Source organism: Sphingomonas oligoaromativorans (assembly GCF_011762195.1).
In the GTDB taxonomy this organism is placed as follows: Bacteria; Pseudomonadota; Alphaproteobacteria; order Sphingomonadales; family Sphingomonadaceae; genus Solisphingomonas; species Solisphingomonas oligoaromativorans.
The window spans coordinates 1-15,279 of sequence record NZ_JAASQK010000002.1 but is presented as its reverse complement, the minus strand read 5'-3'; the positions used below and the strand labels follow the sequence as shown (position 1 = coordinate 15,279).

14 protein-coding genes, 2 tRNA genes and 1 pseudogene are annotated in these 15,279 nt (G+C 66.8%); 7 read left to right on the top strand and 10 right to left on the bottom strand.

The window, feature by feature from the left end; all coding sequences use genetic code 11:
• Nucleotides 1–11 precede the first annotated feature (11 nt).
• The 4 genes and pseudogenes from FHS98_RS04100 to moaA all read right to left on the bottom strand — a co-directional run.
• Nucleotides 12–134, bottom strand: a pseudogene (locus tag FHS98_RS04100) (integrase core domain-containing protein); the annotation flags it as partial.
• A gap of 396 nt (nt 135–530) precedes the next feature.
• Nucleotides 531–605: transfer RNA gene (locus FHS98_RS04095), tRNA-Asn, on the bottom strand.
• 77 nt (nt 606–682) lie between these two features.
• Complete coding sequence (locus tag FHS98_RS04090; RefSeq protein ID WP_167100446.1) at nt 683–1,471, bottom strand: NAD kinase; 789 nt, start codon at nt 1,469–1,471, stop codon at nt 683–685.
• 8 nt (nt 1,472–1,479) lie between these two features.
• A complete protein-coding gene (gene moaA / locus FHS98_RS04085) occupies nt 1,480–2,517 on the bottom strand; it encodes a GTP 3',8-cyclase MoaA (RefSeq protein ID WP_425057331.1) in 1,038 nt (345 codons plus the stop codon).
• A gap of 265 nt (nt 2,518–2,782) precedes the next feature.
• On the opposite strand from moaA, the gene FHS98_RS04080 reads away from it, so the two are divergent.
• Both FHS98_RS04080 and tgt read left to right on the top strand, forming a co-directional pair.
• Complete coding sequence (locus tag FHS98_RS04080) at nt 2,783–4,738, top strand: putative bifunctional diguanylate cyclase/phosphodiesterase (RefSeq protein WP_243847853.1); 1,956 nt, start codon at nt 2,783–2,785, stop codon at nt 4,736–4,738.
• Between the two features lie 93 nt (nt 4,739–4,831).
• Nucleotides 4,832–5,959 carry a tRNA guanosine(34) transglycosylase Tgt gene (tgt, locus tag FHS98_RS04075; RefSeq protein WP_167100443.1) on the top strand — a complete coding sequence of 376 codons (1,128 nt, stop codon included), beginning with the start codon at nt 4,832–4,834 and terminating at the stop codon, nt 5,957–5,959.
• Between the two features lie 113 nt (nt 5,960–6,072).
• Here tgt and FHS98_RS04070 read toward each other — a convergent pair whose 3' ends face one another.
• From FHS98_RS04070 to FHS98_RS04055, 4 genes are all read right to left on the bottom strand, one after another.
• Nucleotides 6,073–6,570 carry a hypothetical protein gene (locus FHS98_RS04070; protein WP_167100440.1) on the bottom strand — a complete coding sequence of 166 codons (498 nt, stop codon included), beginning with the start codon at nt 6,568–6,570 and terminating at the stop codon, nt 6,073–6,075.
• Nucleotides 6,571–6,869: 299 nt separating this feature from the next.
• A complete protein-coding gene (locus tag FHS98_RS19045; protein ID WP_167100437.1) occupies nt 6,870–7,880 on the bottom strand; it encodes a diguanylate cyclase in 1,011 nt (336 codons plus the stop codon).
• Between the two features lie 115 nt (nt 7,881–7,995).
• A complete protein-coding gene (locus tag FHS98_RS04060; protein ID WP_167100434.1) occupies nt 7,996–9,318 on the bottom strand; it encodes a DEAD/DEAH box helicase in 1,323 nt (440 codons plus the stop codon).
• Nucleotides 9,319–9,409: 91 nt separating this feature from the next.
• Nucleotides 9,410–9,871, bottom strand: coding sequence for a hypothetical protein (locus tag FHS98_RS04055; RefSeq protein ID WP_341786021.1), 462 nt, complete (start codon nt 9,869–9,871; stop codon nt 9,410–9,412).
• Nucleotides 9,872–10,016: 145 nt separating this feature from the next.
• Here FHS98_RS04055 and FHS98_RS04050 point away from each other — a divergent pair, with 145 nt between their 5' ends.
• The 3 genes from FHS98_RS04050 to FHS98_RS04040 all read left to right on the top strand — a co-directional run bounded on the left by FHS98_RS04050 (nt 10,017) and on the right by FHS98_RS04040 (nt 12,912).
• Nucleotides 10,017–11,477, top strand: a complete 1,461-nt coding sequence (locus tag FHS98_RS04050) for an FAD-binding oxidoreductase (protein ID WP_167100428.1) — start codon at nt 10,017–10,019, stop codon at nt 11,475–11,477.
• Nucleotides 11,478–11,545: 68 nt separating this feature from the next.
• Nucleotides 11,546–12,319 carry a SapC family protein gene (locus FHS98_RS04045; protein ID WP_167100425.1) on the top strand — a complete coding sequence of 258 codons (774 nt, stop codon included), beginning with the start codon at nt 11,546–11,548 and terminating at the stop codon, nt 12,317–12,319.
• Nucleotides 12,320–12,351: 32 nt separating this feature from the next.
• A complete protein-coding gene (locus FHS98_RS04040; protein ID WP_167100422.1) occupies nt 12,352–12,912 on the top strand; it encodes a cytochrome b in 561 nt (186 codons plus the stop codon).
• Nucleotides 12,913–13,125: 213 nt separating this feature from the next.
• Here the strand turns inward: FHS98_RS04040 and FHS98_RS04035 are convergent, their stop codons facing one another.
• Nucleotides 13,126–13,989 carry an N-formylglutamate amidohydrolase gene (locus tag FHS98_RS04035; protein WP_243847852.1) on the bottom strand — a complete coding sequence of 288 codons (864 nt, stop codon included), beginning with the start codon at nt 13,987–13,989 and terminating at the stop codon, nt 13,126–13,128.
• Between the two features lie 171 nt (nt 13,990–14,160).
• Between FHS98_RS04035 and cpdR the strand changes: the two genes are divergently transcribed.
• Together cpdR and FHS98_RS04025 are read left to right on the top strand one after the other, a co-directional pair.
• Nucleotides 14,161–14,538 (top strand): cell cycle two-component system response regulator CpdR, encoded by a 378-nt coding sequence (gene cpdR, locus FHS98_RS04030; RefSeq protein ID WP_167100420.1) that lies wholly within the window; start codon nt 14,161–14,163, stop codon nt 14,536–14,538.
• A 77-nt stretch (nt 14,539–14,615) separates the two neighbouring features.
• Nucleotides 14,616–14,690 (top strand) — tRNA-Val (locus tag FHS98_RS04025).
• Nucleotides 14,691–14,729: 39 nt separating this feature from the next.
• On the opposite strand, the gene FHS98_RS04020 is transcribed toward FHS98_RS04025, so the two are convergent.
• On the bottom strand, nt 14,730–14,996 hold the full coding sequence (locus tag FHS98_RS04020) for a hypothetical protein (protein WP_167100417.1): 267 nt from the start codon (nt 14,994–14,996) through the stop codon (nt 14,730–14,732).
• Nucleotides 14,997–15,279 lie beyond the last annotated feature (283 nt).

The following is a 15,279-nucleotide window of genomic DNA, read 5'->3' as shown; positions in this document are numbered from 1 at the left end:
TGGCCCTGGCATTTGACGGTGGCCTCCTTGATCGTCCGGTTCATCCGTTCGACCTGGCCGTTGGTCCAAGGATGCTTGATCCTGGTCAGGCGATGCTCGATCCCATTTTCACGGCAGCGCATGTCGAACATGTGCATCATGTAGGTACCCCGCCTCGCCTGGAAGACGGGATTTAAGAGATAACGCCCCGGAGGATGGGCGCGAGCGAGCCGAACTTTGGCAGTGTAGGGCTCAAAAGCGGCACCTATGTGCCTCATCCAAGCATGTCAGTGCCCTAGCCATTGAGAGCCGTTGTGAGATCAATCACAAGCCAAGGGGTGAAATCGGAGGCCTGCAGAGCATCTGAGCCGCTTCAGCATGGGGCAATGCATCTGAAGGGAGAAAGATGGACGCGCCAAATGCGATATGAACGAAAAATGCCGCAATTCCAGGGAATTGCGGCGTGCCGGCTTTCTGCTGGTTTGGCCTATTCGGTGCTTTCAAACCCTAGCCGATTGAAAAACAATCGGAATAGATTGTTCGAAAGAAAATGGCTCCCCGGGCCTGATTCGAACAGGCGGCCGTCCGATTAACAGTCGGATGCTCTACCGCTGAGCTACCGGGGAACGTTTGCCTCGTGGCGTGGGCGGGCCTATGCATCAGCTTTTCCGGGCTTGCAACCCCGTTTGCGCGTTATCCACAACTAAACCGCGAATTGCTCCATCGTGATGCGATCGTCCAGCGCGTGCTCGGGATCGAACAGCAGCGTGAGCGCGATCGAGCGGTCGATCGAGATATCCACCACCGCCACATCGCGAATCTCGCGCTGATCCGCCACGGCGGAGACCGGGCGCTTCACCGGATCGATCACCCGGAAGGAGATGCGCGCCGTCTCGGGCAGGATCGCGCCGCGCCAGCGGCGCGGACGGAAGGCGCTGATCGGCGTCAGCGCCACCAGGCCGGAGCCCAGCGGCAGGATCGGCCCCTGCGCGGAGAGATTATAGGCCGTCGATCCTGCGGCCGTCGCCGCCATCACGCCGTCGCACACCAGTTCGGGCAATACGGTGCGGCCATCGACGCTCACCTCGATCCACGCGGTCTGCCGCGTTTCGCGCAACAGCGAGACCTCGTTGATCGCCGGGCTGGAGCAGCGCTCGCCATCCACCGTCTCGGCCTCCATACGCAGCGGCGCGACCGAGAAGGCGCGCGCGCGCGCCAGGCGATCGTGCAGCGCATCCAGCCGCCACTCGTTCATCAGGAAGCCGACGGTGCCGAGGTTCATCCCGAAGACGGGACGAATCTCGTGCTGATCGAGCATCGCGTGCAACGTCTGGAGCATGAAGCCGTCGCCGCCCAGCGCCACCACCATGTCGGCATTGGCGATGTCGGTCCATTCGTAACGCTGGCGCATCTCCGCTTCCGCAGCCTGCGCAGCGGGCGTGGGCGAGGCGACCAGCGCCAGACGAGGTTCGCGCCGGTCTTCCCGGCTCATGCCGCGGCTCATCCGCCGGTGACGCTCATATGGCGATCGACGGCAGGCTCAGCGTCGCGTCCGGCGATCTGGAAATGGTGGCGCTGGGGCTTGTGGCGCAGCGCCTCGTCGATCGCGGCATCGAGCGCGGCGCGGCCGCCCTCGCGCAGCGCCTGCTTGAGGTCGACGCGGTCGTCATGGCCGAGGCACATATAAAGGCGACCCTGCACGGTCACACGCATTCGGTTGCAGCCTTCGCAGAAATTGTGGGTCAAGGGGGTGATGAAGCCCAGCCGTCCGCCTGTCTCCGCGACGCGGACATAGCGGGCGGGGCCGCCGGTGCGGTGATTGTCGCCGATCAGCGTGAAGCGCTCCTCCAGCGTGCGGCGCACGCCATCGAGCGGCAGATAGCGGTCCGTGCGATCCTCGTCGACGGCGCCGAGCGGCATCGTCTCGATCAGCGTCAGGTCGAGGCCCTGTTCGCCGCACCACTCGACCATGGCGGGAATCTCGGCCTCGTTGAGGCCTTTCAGCGCCACCATGTTGATCTTGATCGCGAGCCCGGCGGCCTTTGCGGCGGCGATGCCGCCCAGCACCTGCGCCACGTCGCCGGTGCGCGTGATATGGCGGAACAGCGCGGGATCGCGGCTGTCGAGGCTGACATTGATGCGGCGGATGCCGGCATCCGCCAGCGCTTCCGCCTGCTCGGCGAGGCGGGTGGCGTTGGTGGTGAGGGTCAATTCGTCGAGCGCGCCCGTCTTCAGATGGCGGCCGATGTCTCGCGCCAGATCGGGAAGGCCCCGCCGGGCGAGCGGCTCGCCGCCGGTCAGCCGGATCTTGCGCACCCCGCGCGCGATGAAGGCCTCCGCCAGCTCGGCCAGCTCCTCCAGCGAGAGCAGTTCGCGGCGGGGCAGGAAGCTCATCGCCTCGGCCATGCAATAGCGGCAGCGCAAGTCGCAGCGATCCGTCACCGAGATGCGCAGATAGTCGATGCGCCGCCCGAAGCCGTCGCGCAGCATCGCGGCGTCTGCCGACGCGTGGGCACGGGGAGGGGCGACATTGGTCATCCCATCAGAGCTAAGCCGTGCGACGCCGCTCGACAAGGCCGGCGGCGGCGCGCAGGAGGGCCGAATCCTGCCCAAGGCGGGACAGGACGACCGTCAAAGCCCGTTGGCGATGGCCACGGCGGCGGCTAGCGTGGCGGACGGGATAGTGGGGTGCGCTCCGTGGCGCATCCGCAGGAGACAAGAGATTTCCATCAGCGACGAAGCTCCGGCCGGGTCGACGCCTCTGTTCATGCTGTCGTTCCGGCAGCGTGACGAAATCGCCCGCATGGCGGAGCGCGCCGGCTGGGCGGCCTTCGCCGCGCGGCGCAGCGAAGGGCTGGAGCGGCGCTTTCTCGCCAGCGGTGCCCGCGTCGCGGTGATCGACGCGCGTGATACGCTGGCCGAGGGGCTGGGCGCGGCGCGCGCGCTCTCCGATGCGGTGCAGGCCAATGGCGCGGCGCTGCTGTTCCTGATCGGCCGGCGCGAGGCTTCGGCGGTGGCGGCGGCGTTCGAGGCGGGGGCGACGCATTACCTCACCTCTCCCTTCGCGGAGGGCGAGTTCGCGCAGGCGCTCCGCTTCGCCAAGCGCCACGCCGATCGGCTGGCGGGCGGCCATCGCGCCGCCGCCGGTCAGGCGCAGATGACGGCGAACGAAGCGATGATCTGGCGCTGGTCGCCCGATCGGCCGGCGATCCTGACGCTGAGCCCGGCGCTGGCGAAGGCGAGCGGGCTTGCCGAAGGTGGCGTCGAGGTGACGCGCGGGCAGGCGCAGCGATGGCTCGGCCGGGGCGGGATGCGGGCGGCGCTCCACGCCGTCTCGCGGCTGCGCGAGGAGGGCGGCGTGACCCCCTTCGCCCATAACGCCGCAGATGGCCGCCGGGTCGCGCATCATCTCATGCTGGAGAAGGGCGGCGCGCGCGGGCCGTCGGTGATCGGCCATGTCCAGCCGCTTGACGGCGAGCGGAGCGGGGCGAGCCCGCGCGATCCGCTCACCGGGCTGGACGACGGCCATGGTGCGCGTCGCTGGATCGAGGCGCGGCTGGCGCGCGGCGAGGCGACGATCCTGCTGGTGATCGGGCTCAGCCGCTTCGATACGGTCAACGCGGCGTTCGGGCGCGCGGTGGGGGATACGATCATCGGATCGGTCGCCCGCCGGATCGAGCGGATCGCCGGGCCGCTGGCACCGCATCGGCGGATGGTCGCCCGCCTCGCCGGCGCGGAGTTCGCGATCGGAATGCCGACGCCGAGCACCATCGACGAGGCCGAGCTGCTGGCGAGCGAGCTGCTCGCCGCGATCAGCCGGCCCTTCGTGGCGGGCGAGCATGTCGTGACGCTGACCGCGCGTATCGGCATCGCCGGCTCGCGCCCCGACGAACGGGATGCAAGCGAGCTGCTGCGCCGCGCCAGCCTCGCGCTGGCCGATGCGCGCGAGGGCGAGGCGGGGCGCGTGCGCGTCTTCGCCGAAGGGCAGCAGAGCCGGCGTGCCGAGGATCGCCGTCTGGAGCTGGACGTCCGCCTCGCGCTCGACGAAGATCGGATCGAAATCCTCTGGCAGCCGCAGGTGTCGGTGGCGACGGGGCGGATCGTCGGCGTCGAGGCGCTGGCGCGCTGGCGTCATCCGGTGCTGGGCGAGCTGGGCGCGGAGGCGCTGTTCGCGGCGGCGGAGCGCTCGGACTATCTGGTCGAACTCTCCAACCATGTGCAGGCCAAGGCGATCGCCGCCGCCGCCGCGTGGGAGGGCGCGCTGGCGGATCTGCGCGTGGCGATCAACGTCACCGCCGCCGATCTGGCCGAGCCGGGCTTCGCGAGCCGGATGCTAGCGCGGGCCGAGGCGTCGGGGCTGCGTGGGCGGCTGACCGTGGAGGTCACCGAAAGCGGGCTGATCGAGGATTTGGCGCGCGCCGCCGATATCCTCGCCGACCTGCGCTCGGGAGGCCTGCGCGTCGCCATCGACGATTTCGGCACCGGCTATTCCAGCCTCGCCTATCTGAAGGCCCTCCCGCTCGACACGATCAAGATCGACCGCCGTCTGGCGCAGGACATCGTCGGCAGCCCGCGTGATCGCATCGTGGTGCGCTCGGTGATCGACATGGGCCGCTCGCTCGGCCTCGCGGTGATCGCGGAAGGCGTCGAGACGGAGGACCAGCTCACCCTGCTGGCGCGGGCGGGCTGCAACTTCTTCCAGGGCTTCCTTTGCGCCCCGCCGGTCGACGTCAGGACGCTGGAGGAACTGGTCCGCTAGGCCGCTATTGGGGCAGAAGCGTCGTCTTGTATCGCAGCGGCCAAGGCCGCCGCGGCTCGACTTCGCGATCAGGACGAGGCAAAGCGCGCGGCCATGACGAAGCCCCGTTTCTCCTTCCAGATCGCCGCCACCGACGGCAAGGCGCGCACCGGCACCATCCAGATGCAGCGCGGCGAGATCCGCACGCCCGCCTTCATGCCGGTGGGCACCGCCGCCACCGTCAAGGCGATGAAGCCCGCCGACGTGCGCGCGGTGGGCGCGGACATCATTCTCGGCAACACCTATCACCTGATGCTCCGCCCCGGCGCGGAGCGGGTGGCGAAGCTGGGCGGGCTGCACCGGTTCATGCAGTGGGATCGTCCGATCCTGACCGACAGCGGGGGCTATCAGGTGATGTCCTTGTCCGCGCTCACCAAGCGGAGCGAGGAGGGGGTGGCGTTCGCCAGCCATGTCGACGGCTCGCGCCACATGATCTCGCCGGAGCGCTCGATCGAAATCCAGCGCCTGCTCGGCTCCGACATCGTGATGGCGTTCGACGAGCTGGTGCCGACCACCTCGACCCGCGAGGTGCAGGCCAAGGCGATGGAGCGCTCGATGCGCTGGGCGAAGCGCTCGCGCGACGCGTTCGATGGCGGTGGAGACCATGCCGCGCGCGCGGCGCTGTTCGGCATCCAGCAAGGCGCTCTGGATGAGAGGCTGCGCAAGGCCTCGGCCGACGCGCTGCTCGATATCGGCTTCGACGGTTATGCCGTGGGCGGCCTTGCGGTGGGCGAGGGGCAGGAGGCGATGTTCGGCTGCCTCGATTATGCGCCGGGACAGCTTGATCCGTCCAAGCCGCGCTATCTGATGGGCGTCGGCAAGCCGGACGATATCGTCGGCGCGGTGGAGCGCGGCATCGACATGTTCGACTGCGTGCTGCCGACCCGCTCGGGCCGCAACGGACAGGCCTTCACCTGGGACGGCCCGCTCAACATCCGCAACGCGAAGTTCGCCGAGGATCAATCCCCGCTCGATCCCGAGAGCCCGACGGCGGCGTGGTCGAAGGCCTATCTCCACCACCTCGTCCGCTCCGGCGAGATGCTGGGCGCGATGCTGATGACCGAGCACAACCTCTGGTTCTACCAACGCCTGATGCAGGAACTCCGCGCCGCGATCGCGGAAGGGCGGCTGAAGAGCTTCGCGGAGGGGTTCCGCGCGAGATATGGAGCGCGGGGGAAGTAGGCAGGGGGGGCGTCACGCCGGGGCGGATTGGGTGGCTCAGGCGGATGGCGGCGTTGGCAAGTATCAGTTCGGTTGCTTTGGTTTGACGGCGTCAAGCAAGTCGCGTGTCTGTATCAATTCCATGTAGGAAATAATCGTGGCTTGATGGGGACTCCAGAACTCAAGGGAGCCGCATCTGACCAACAATCGTATATACGCGCCTTGGTGTTGCGCCACCATGCTGAGAGCGGGCCGCCAAACTCGGCAGCCGTTCGATCTGCGCGAATATTCTTGCTTCCGCGCTTTGCGGCGATCGTGAATTTCGGGTTGTCTGTAACTGTCGGTCTCATATTATCCGGGATTATTTCATCCGATCGCCAAGCATCAGCAATTTGAAGCATCGCGCGAGAAATTTCTGGACAGTTTCCTCCATCTGCCCATTCATGTCTGACGACATCTGTCGTGATGCATGGGTTATGACGATCGAAAGACTGCTTGCCACACCAATTATGATCTCTCACCAAGCGCTCAATGATCCAGCGATGGCCTATCCTTGAAATAGAAATCGTATCATCAGTCGTTACCCCCAATCCACCGCCAAAGATATGGATCAGATAGCTATCCGTCGGCATGGGTGCGGAAGAGACCGGGCCAATTGCGAAAAGAGCCGCCGCCACAATGAGGAAAAATCTCCTCAATACCGCCCCCTCATCTTTCGTGAGCCTGATTTATAGAGACGGTACTGCCTTCGGGCAAGCGGCTGGACGGGATCGTAGGCGGGACGAATCCGTTCCCTTCCAATGTGGGATTTTGTCTGGCTGGTAACGCTGCCGCTTCATACGGCCGATCTTTCTCAGCGCCGATCAAGCCAATAGGTATGCGGCGAAAACAGCGTCACTCGTGTCGACTTTGTCGACTTCGCGTGGAAATCCTACGCCGCCGCCTTCCAGCAGACTACCCGGTCGCGACCGTCGGCCTTGGCGTCGTAGAGCGCCTGGTCTGCCCGATCGATCAGGTTCTGCGCGCTGTCCTCGCGGTCCAGCCCGGCGACGCCAAGCGACAGCGTGACCTTGCCGATCTCGCGGCCCGACTGGCGGGCGCGGACGGTGCGCGTGCCGATATGCTGGCGGAAGCGCTCGGCGAACTGGGTCGCCTCCTCGGCTTCGTGGCCGGGCATGACGATCACGAACTCCTCGCCGCCCCAGCGCGAGACGAAGCCGCGCCCGTGGAAGAAACGCTCCAGGCTCTGCGCCACGAGGCGGAGCACCTCGTCGCCCATCCGGTGGCCGTAATTGTCGTTGAACTTCTTGAAATGATCGATGTCGAGGAAGATCAGGCTCATCGGCCGCTCCTCGCTCATCGCGCGATCGATCTGCGCGTCGAGATAGTCGCAGCAGGCCTTGCGGTTGGCGAGGCCGGTCAGCGCGTCCGAACGGGCGTCGACACGGGCGATCTCCAAATCCGCCTTCAGCGCATCGATCTCGCGCGAGGAAGCGGTCAGCTCGGACTGGAGCTGCTCGGTGGTGGCGATCATCTGGTTGGTCGCCTCGATCATCTCGGCCAGCATGGTGCGCTGGCGCTCCAGCGTCGCGGCGGCGTCGAGATCGGAGCGGCTCACGTCCAGACGCGAGGCATAGTTGCGCGCGTCGGCGTCGGAACGCTCGATATAGTCGTTCATCCGGGCGAGCTGCGCCTCGGTATCCTCCAGCACGCGGCCGACGCCGGCCCGGCCGGTGCCGTAAAGTTCGCGGCGGATGTTGGCGAGGATGCGGTCGCTGAGCTGGCCCTTGGTGCGGCGCACGGCATCCACCGCTTCGACCAGTTGAGGATCGGCGCCGCTTACATATCGATAAAGAAATTCATAATTCGACGGCGTCGGCGCGATCGCGCTTTCCTCGAGCAATGCTCGAATACGATCGAATGTGCCCCTCGTGTCGGTCACGATACCGCAGTCCATCCCCCGAAGCGAAGGATTGCGGCCTCATTGTCGGCCGAATCTCTCACCTTCCACTTTGGTAGCGGAGAAGCGTAAAGAAAGCGCGAAAGATTTGCTTCGCTTAGTCTGCGATCCGCCGATGGAGGAAGGCCGGAACGGGGCCGTTCCAAGTGGCATCGGCGTCGTTCGCGATGGGCTCCGCCGTGGGCGCCGAAGCGCGCTGCGGCGCGGAATCGCGACGATCACGCTCGGCACGCGACCGCTCGCCACCGCCACGACGACCGCCGGGGCGGCGCTCCTCGGCGGCAGCCGGCGCCTCGCGCTCGGCCTTGATGCCCTCGATACGGGGGATTTTCTGGCCGGTGAGCTTTTCGATGTTGGCGATGTTCTCGGCATCGTCATCGGTGATGAGGGTGAAGGCCTTGCCCGTCGCGCCCGCGCGGCCGGTGCGGCCGATCCGGTGGACGTAATCGTCCGGGTGCCAGGGCGCGTCGAAGTTGAAGACGTGGCTCACGCCCTTGATGTCGAGCCCGCGCGCCGCGACGTCGGAGGCGACGAGGATGTTGATGTCGCCGGCCTTGAAGCGATCCAGCTCCTTCAGGCGCGAAGACTGGTCCATGTCGCCATGGATCTCGCCCGAAGAGAAGCCGTGGCGCTGCAACGACTGATTGAGATCGCGCACCGTCGTCTTGCGATTGGCGAAGATGATCGCGGTGCTCATGTCCTCGGCGCGCAGCAGGCCGCGCAGCGTCTCGCGCTTGGCGCGCGAGGTGGTGGCCACGAGCGCCTGCTCGATCGAGGCATTGGTCGAGCCGGTGCGCGCGACCTCGATCTGCTTCGGGTTCGACAGGAATTTGTCCGCCAGTTTCTTGATGGGCGGCGGCATCGTCGCGGAGAACAGCAGCGTCTGCCGCGAGGCGGGCAGCTTGGTGCAGATTTCCTCGATGTCGGGGATGAAGCCCATGTCGAGCATCCGGTCCGCCTCGTCGATGACGAGCAGGGAGCAGCCGGTCAGCAGGATCTTGCCACGCTGGAACAGGTCCATCAGGCGGCCGGGGGTCGCGATCAGGACGTCCACGCCCTTCTCCAGCGCCGCCACCTGATCGCCCATGTTCACGCCGCCGATCAGCAGCGCCATCGAGAGCTTGTGATATTTGCCGTATTTCTCGAAATTCTCGGCGACCTGGGCGGCGAGTTCGCGCGTCGGCTCGAGGATCAGCGAGCGCGGCATCCGCGCACGGCTGCGGCCATGGGCAAGGATGTCGATCATCGGCAGCACGAAGCTGGCGGTCTTGCCGGTGCCGGTCTGCGCGATCGCGATCAGATCGCGATTCATCAGCACGGGCGTGATGGCGGCGGCCTGCACCGGCGTGGGCTCGGTGTAGCCGGCGTCCGCGATGGCGCGGAGCAATTCATCGGATAGGCCGAGGTCGGCGAAGCTCATGCACGGTTCCGGGAATGACCACTTGCGACAGGCAGGTGGAATCGCACGCTGCCCTGTCGCGCCAGGCCCGCCTTGTCAAGGGGATGGGGGGTTAATGTTGGGGGATCGGTATCAGCAGCCGGAAGCGGTCCACCTGGCAATCGCCCCCCGAACGGGTGCGGATCGAATCGCGGTTGGCGCAGATTTTCCCGTCGCCCGCGGGCTTCACATAGAAGCCCGAATAATAATCGAGCGCGGGGCATTCGTCCTCCAGCCGGGCGCGGACCCGCTGGCCGCCGCGGAGGATGAAATCCACGCTGTCCGGCGCGGAGATGGCGGCGCCGGCGATGGCGCCCGCGTCGATGCAGCGCGGCCCCCTGCGATCGCGGAAGACGGGCATCGCGGGCGGATCGACATGGGCGCGCCGATTGGCGCGGTGGGACCGCCGCGCAGGCACCCGGATGATGACCGACTGCGTGACGGTCAACTGCTCGACCGTCGCGGCGGCGACGCTCTGGCGGCCGGACGTGCCGGCGCTGCCGAAGAGGATGGCAATGAGCGCGAGCGCTATCACCAGTGAAGGCCCCATGGTGGAAAAAGCATGACGGCTGCTTACGCTGACCATGCCGGGTTGAACATGCGATGAATTAAGATGCAGCCAATCGTGGCCGATCAATCGGGCGTTTCCGCATCCGCGTTATGGCTCTAGGAGGGGAGGCATGACCTATCCCATGCCTTCTCCCGCTTTGCTGGCGCGCCTGTCCGAGCGGCTGGGGCCATCGGGCTTCGCCACCGAGCCGGCCGATCTCGCGCCCTGGCTCACCGACTGGCGGCGGCGGCTGACGGGCTCGGCGGCGGCGCTGGTCTCGCCGGCCAACGCGGAGGAGGCGGCATTCGTCGTCGCACAGGCGGCGGCCGAGGGTGTGGCGATCGTGCCGCAGGGCGGCAACAGCTCGATGGTCGCGGGGGCGACGCCCGCCGGGATCGGCGAGGGGCGGGCGCTGCTCGTCTCGATGCGGCGGATGCGGGCGATCCGCTCGGTTTCGCCGGCGGACAATGCGGTGACGGCGGAAGCGGGCGTCGTGCTGGCCGATCTCCATGCCGCGGTGGAGGCGCAAGGGCGGCGCTTCCCGCTGTCGCTGGCGTCCAAGGGCAATGCGACGGTCGGCGGGCTGATCTCCACCAATGCGGGGGGCACGCAGGTTCTGCGCTTCGGGCCGATGCGCTCGCTGGTGCTGGGGCTGGAGGCGGTCTTGCCGGACGGATCGATGCTCCGGGGCCTGGCGCCGCTCCGCAAGGACAATCGCGGCTATGATCTGAAGCAGTTGCTGATCGGCGGCGAGGGGACGCTCGGGCTGGTGACGGCCGCGACGCTGAAGCTGGTGCCTGCGATCGGGGAGAAGGCGGTCGCCTGGGTGGGCTTCCGCGATCCCGAACAGGCGCTCGCCCTGCTGCGCCGGCTGGAGGATCGGCTGGGCGAGGCGATCGAGAGTTTCGAGCTGGTGCCGGCCGAGGGCTTGGCGCTGGTGCTCCGCCACATTCCCAACACCCGCGCGCCGCTCGGCCAGGCGTGGCCGTGGAACGTGCTGATCGAGGCGGTGGCGCCTGCCGGAGATGCTCCGCTGGGTGCCCGGCTGGAGGCTGCGCTGGCCGACGCGCTGGACGCGGGGCTGATCGGCGACGCCACGCTTGCCGCCAGCGAGGCGCAGGCCGATGCCTTCTGGAAGCTGCGCGAGAGCATGTCCGAGGCCGAGGCGCGGGACGGCATGGCCGCCAAGCATGACATCTCCGTCACCGTCGCCGACATGCCTGCCTTCATGGCACGGGCGAGCGCGGCGGTGGTGGAGCGTTTCCCCGGCGCGCGGCCGATCGCCTTCGGCCATCTCGGCGACGGCAACGTCCATTTCAACGTCCGCGCGCCTGCCGGGGGAGACGACAGGGCCTGGTTCAAGGCCACCGCCGCCGACGTCTCCCGCTTCGTCCACGGCCTCGTCACCGAGGCGGGCGGATCGCTTTCGGCGGAGCATGGCATCGGCCGCTTCAAGCGGGCCGATTTCCTCCATCTGATCGATCCGGCGCGGCTCGCCGCGATGATGGCGGTGAAGCGCGCGCTCGATCCGGCCGGAATCATGAACCCCGGAGCGCTGCTGCCGCTTGCAGAAGCCGCTTCCGGGCCATAGACGACTTTGTCTTCAAAAGGGGTGGCGGGGGGCCTCTCCCGTCCAGTGGTTTTCAGGAGAGCAAGTTTATGGCGAGCGCACCCAATCAGGGCCTGCCGCTGTTCTACAACGATCTGACGCCGATCTCGAGCCAGGTGCATGCCGATTGGCGCATCCGCCCGGTCGAGGGCGCGCCGTTCCTCAAGAACGTTCATGCCGTGCCCCTGCTGGTCGAGGAGTTCATCTCCGCCAGCCGTCATTTCCCGATCGTCTTCTCGGTCGGCGACAATCCCGTGCCGCTGGCGCTGATGGGCCTGAACGAGGGCATCAACACCTTCGTCGACGAAAACGGCCTGTTCCCGGCCGACGTCTATGTCCCGGCCTATATCCGCCGCTATCCCTTCATGCTGGCGCGCCTGCGCCCGGATACGGACGAGCTGTCGCTCTGCGTCGATCCCACCTCCGACGTGGTCGGCGCCTATGACGAGGGCGATCTGCTGTTCGAAGACGGCAACCCGACCGAGCGCACCAAGGCGATCCTGAGCTTCTGCGAGCAGGTGGAGCAGAGCAGCCTGCTGACCGGCGCCTTCTTCAAGGACATCGCCGAGCAGAAGCTGCTGATCGACGGGGAATTCTCGGCCCAGCCGGTCGAGGCGCCGCAGCCTTATGTGTATCGCGGCTTCCAGATCATCTCGGAAGAGGCGGTCAAGAATCTGCGCGGCGACGTGGCTCGCAAGTGGATCCAGAGCGGGCTGATGGCGCTGATCTACGCGCACCTATTCTCGCTCCAGCGCATGGCCGACATCTTTGGCCGTCAGGCACAGCAGGGCAAGCTGCCCGTGCCGGACATGCCGCTGATCTGATCCGCGACCGGAACGACCAACATGAGGTGGTGATGATGGGGACCGTGTTCTCGGGTGCCGGCCTGACGCGCTACACGCGGGTGGCCATCGCGTTGCACTGGACGATCGCGGTCCTTCTCGTCACCAACCTTGGCATCGGCTTGCTGATGGACGATCTGCCCGACGGTATCGTGCCCATCCACAAGTCGATCGGAATGCTGGTGCTGCTGCTCAGCCTCGTGCGACTGGGCTGGCGGATCGGCCATCGGCCGCCGCCGCTGCCGGCCAGCGTGAAGCCCTGGGAGAAGGGGCTTGCCCACGCGGTCCACTGGATTTTCTACGCCTTCATGATCTTCATCCCGCTGTCGGGATGGATCTTCACGTCGGCCTCGCCCAAGCGCCATGCGCTCACATTCTTCGGGCTTTTCGGGCTGCCTTATTTCCCCGTGCCGCAGGAGAAGGCGATCAGCCATGTCTGGCATGGCCGGCATGAGACGGTCGCCTATCTGATGCTCGCGCTGCTGGTCCTGCATGTCGCGGCCGCGCTGAAGCACCGCTTCCTGGATCGCGACCGCACGCTGGATCGGATGCTGCCGGGCGCGGGGCCGCGCTAAAGCAAGCCTTTAATCGCCTCTCGATAGTTTTTTAGTCGAGTCGTGGCTTTTTTGCATCTTTGCGCTTGAAATCGATCCCCCGCGCCCTATTTTTGTGATGCGTGGTCACGCCCCCCTTCGTGATCGCGCATGACGCGCCTCCGGGCGCGTTCCTCCCTGAACCTTGGCCGCCTCGCGCATTTGCGCGGGGCGGTTTTTTTAATGGTGCGCCGCTTACTCGGCCGCAAGCGCAAGTCCGCGCGCCTCGTCCTCCAGCGCGGCGGCGATCGCCTGCACCAGTCGCCGGGTTTCGGCGAGGCCGGGGCCGGGCTCCAGCCCCGGAGGATCGAGATATAGCGAGCGGTCGACTTCGATCTGGATCGCGTGACGCCCCCGGCGTGGCTGGCCATGGAGATCGAGCGTATGGCCACCGGCATAGGGGTGGTTGCGCGCCACGGTGAGCCCGGCATCGCGCACCGTGCCCATCACGGCTGCGACGAACCGCGTGGCGGCCGAGCGGCCGTGCCGATCCCCCACCACCACGCGCGGCGAGGGGCCTCGGCCGGCCAGCGACGGCATGGAGTGGCAGTCGAGCAGGATCGCGATGCCATGCACCGCCATCGCCTCGTCCATCGCGGCGGCGATGGCGGCATGATAGGGGCGGTGGACGCCCGCCATCCGCGCCTCCAGCTCCGCCTCGCTGAACGGCCGCGTCCAGACGGCTCCGCCCGCCGCGATGCGGCTCGGCACCACGCCCAGCCCACCCGCGACCTTGGGTGAGGCGATGAGCATTCCGGGCGAGGGGCGCGTCGTCAGCAGCACCGGATCGATCTCCTGCTCGTCGCGATTGAGATCGACATAGGCGCGGGCGGTCTGCGCCACGATCGCCACGGCGCCGGCCTGCACGGCGTCGCTGACCAGCAGATCGGCATAGCGATCCTCGATCGTCTCCAGCGCGCTCCGGGGCAGGCGGGCGGCCTCCAGCATCGCGGGCGGATAATGCCGCCCGGCGTGCGGGACGGCGATCACCAGCGGGCTGCGTGCGCCCACCTGTCCCAACCTGGCATAGGCGATCGGTTCCGAAGGCTTCATGGCCATGCTATTCTGCTAGGCAGTCGCTGTGCGGTGAGCAATGGTCTGCGCACTCGCCAATAGGTGAGGGGTGGAAGCGGAGGCGAACCCGCTGCGTGATCCGCCCGATGCGTTGGGAGCCGATACGCCCTTTCCGCGGTCGTGCCGCGAGGGGCCATCCGGGGTGTGTGAGAGACGATGATAAGGATATTGCTCGCCGAGGACGATCGCTCGATGCGCGAGTATCTGGCGCGCGCGCTGGAGAAGGTCGGCTATTCCGTCACTGCGGTCGACTGCGGCACGGCGGCGCTGCCGCTGCTGGAGGCTGAGCGGTTCGATCTGCTGCTGACCGATATCGTGATGCCCGAGATGGACGGTATCGAACTCGCCCAGCGCGCGGCGCGGATGGCGCCGGACATGCGGGTGATGTTCATCACGGGCTTTGCGGCGGTGGCGCTGAAGGGCGGCATCTCGCATCCCAACGCGAAGGTGCTCTCCAAGCCGTTCCACCTGCGCGATCTGGTGCTGGAGGTGGATCGGCTGTTCGGCGTGGGCACGATGGCGGGCGAGCCCTGAAGCGGAGTTATCCCCAAAAAATCGTAACAAGGCGCTTGTCATCCTCCGCCATGCTGGCTAGAGGCCCATCCCACGGCGGGCGTGTAGCTCAGTGGTAGAGCACTGTGTTGACATCGCAGGGGTCGCAAGTTCAATCCTTGCCACGCCCACCATAGAAAGCCCCGGAAAACATCTTGTTTTCCGGGGCTTTTTTATGCCTCCGGATCAAGCTTTCCTACCTCTGCACCTTCGGCACTTCCGGTGTCTGTCCGGTGGAATGCCCCCGGTGCACGGCTTTCGATCTCGTCGATGATGGCTTCGATGGCTGAGAGAGCGTTCGCCAAGTAGTCCGGTGAGAAGGGGGCATAGAGCTCGCTGACGCTTCCGAACCTCCGGTGACCGAGCTGCATTTCTACCTGGTCATGAGGTACCCCATGCTCGCGCAGAAGTTGCGCCATGGAGCGCCGGATGAGCTTCATGCCCGCTTCACCATCACCCGGAAGGCCAAGTGCTGTCAATCGGCGTCCAAAAGGGACCCCCTATAGGCGTCGAAAAGGGACCCCTTTGAGAGGCGAGTGGCGGTTGTCCCGGTAGTCCATAGGAGGGGCCCACGGCCGGCGCCGCGCGCCGCCACGAGCGCAGGCGGCGACGGCCGTGGGAGGTCCCTGTGGACCCACCGGGTCAACCGCCGGGATGGGGGTCCGGGGGAAGGGTTTTCAGCTCCGGTTCTTGAAGCGCCAGCTGTCGTTGCCGGTTTCGACG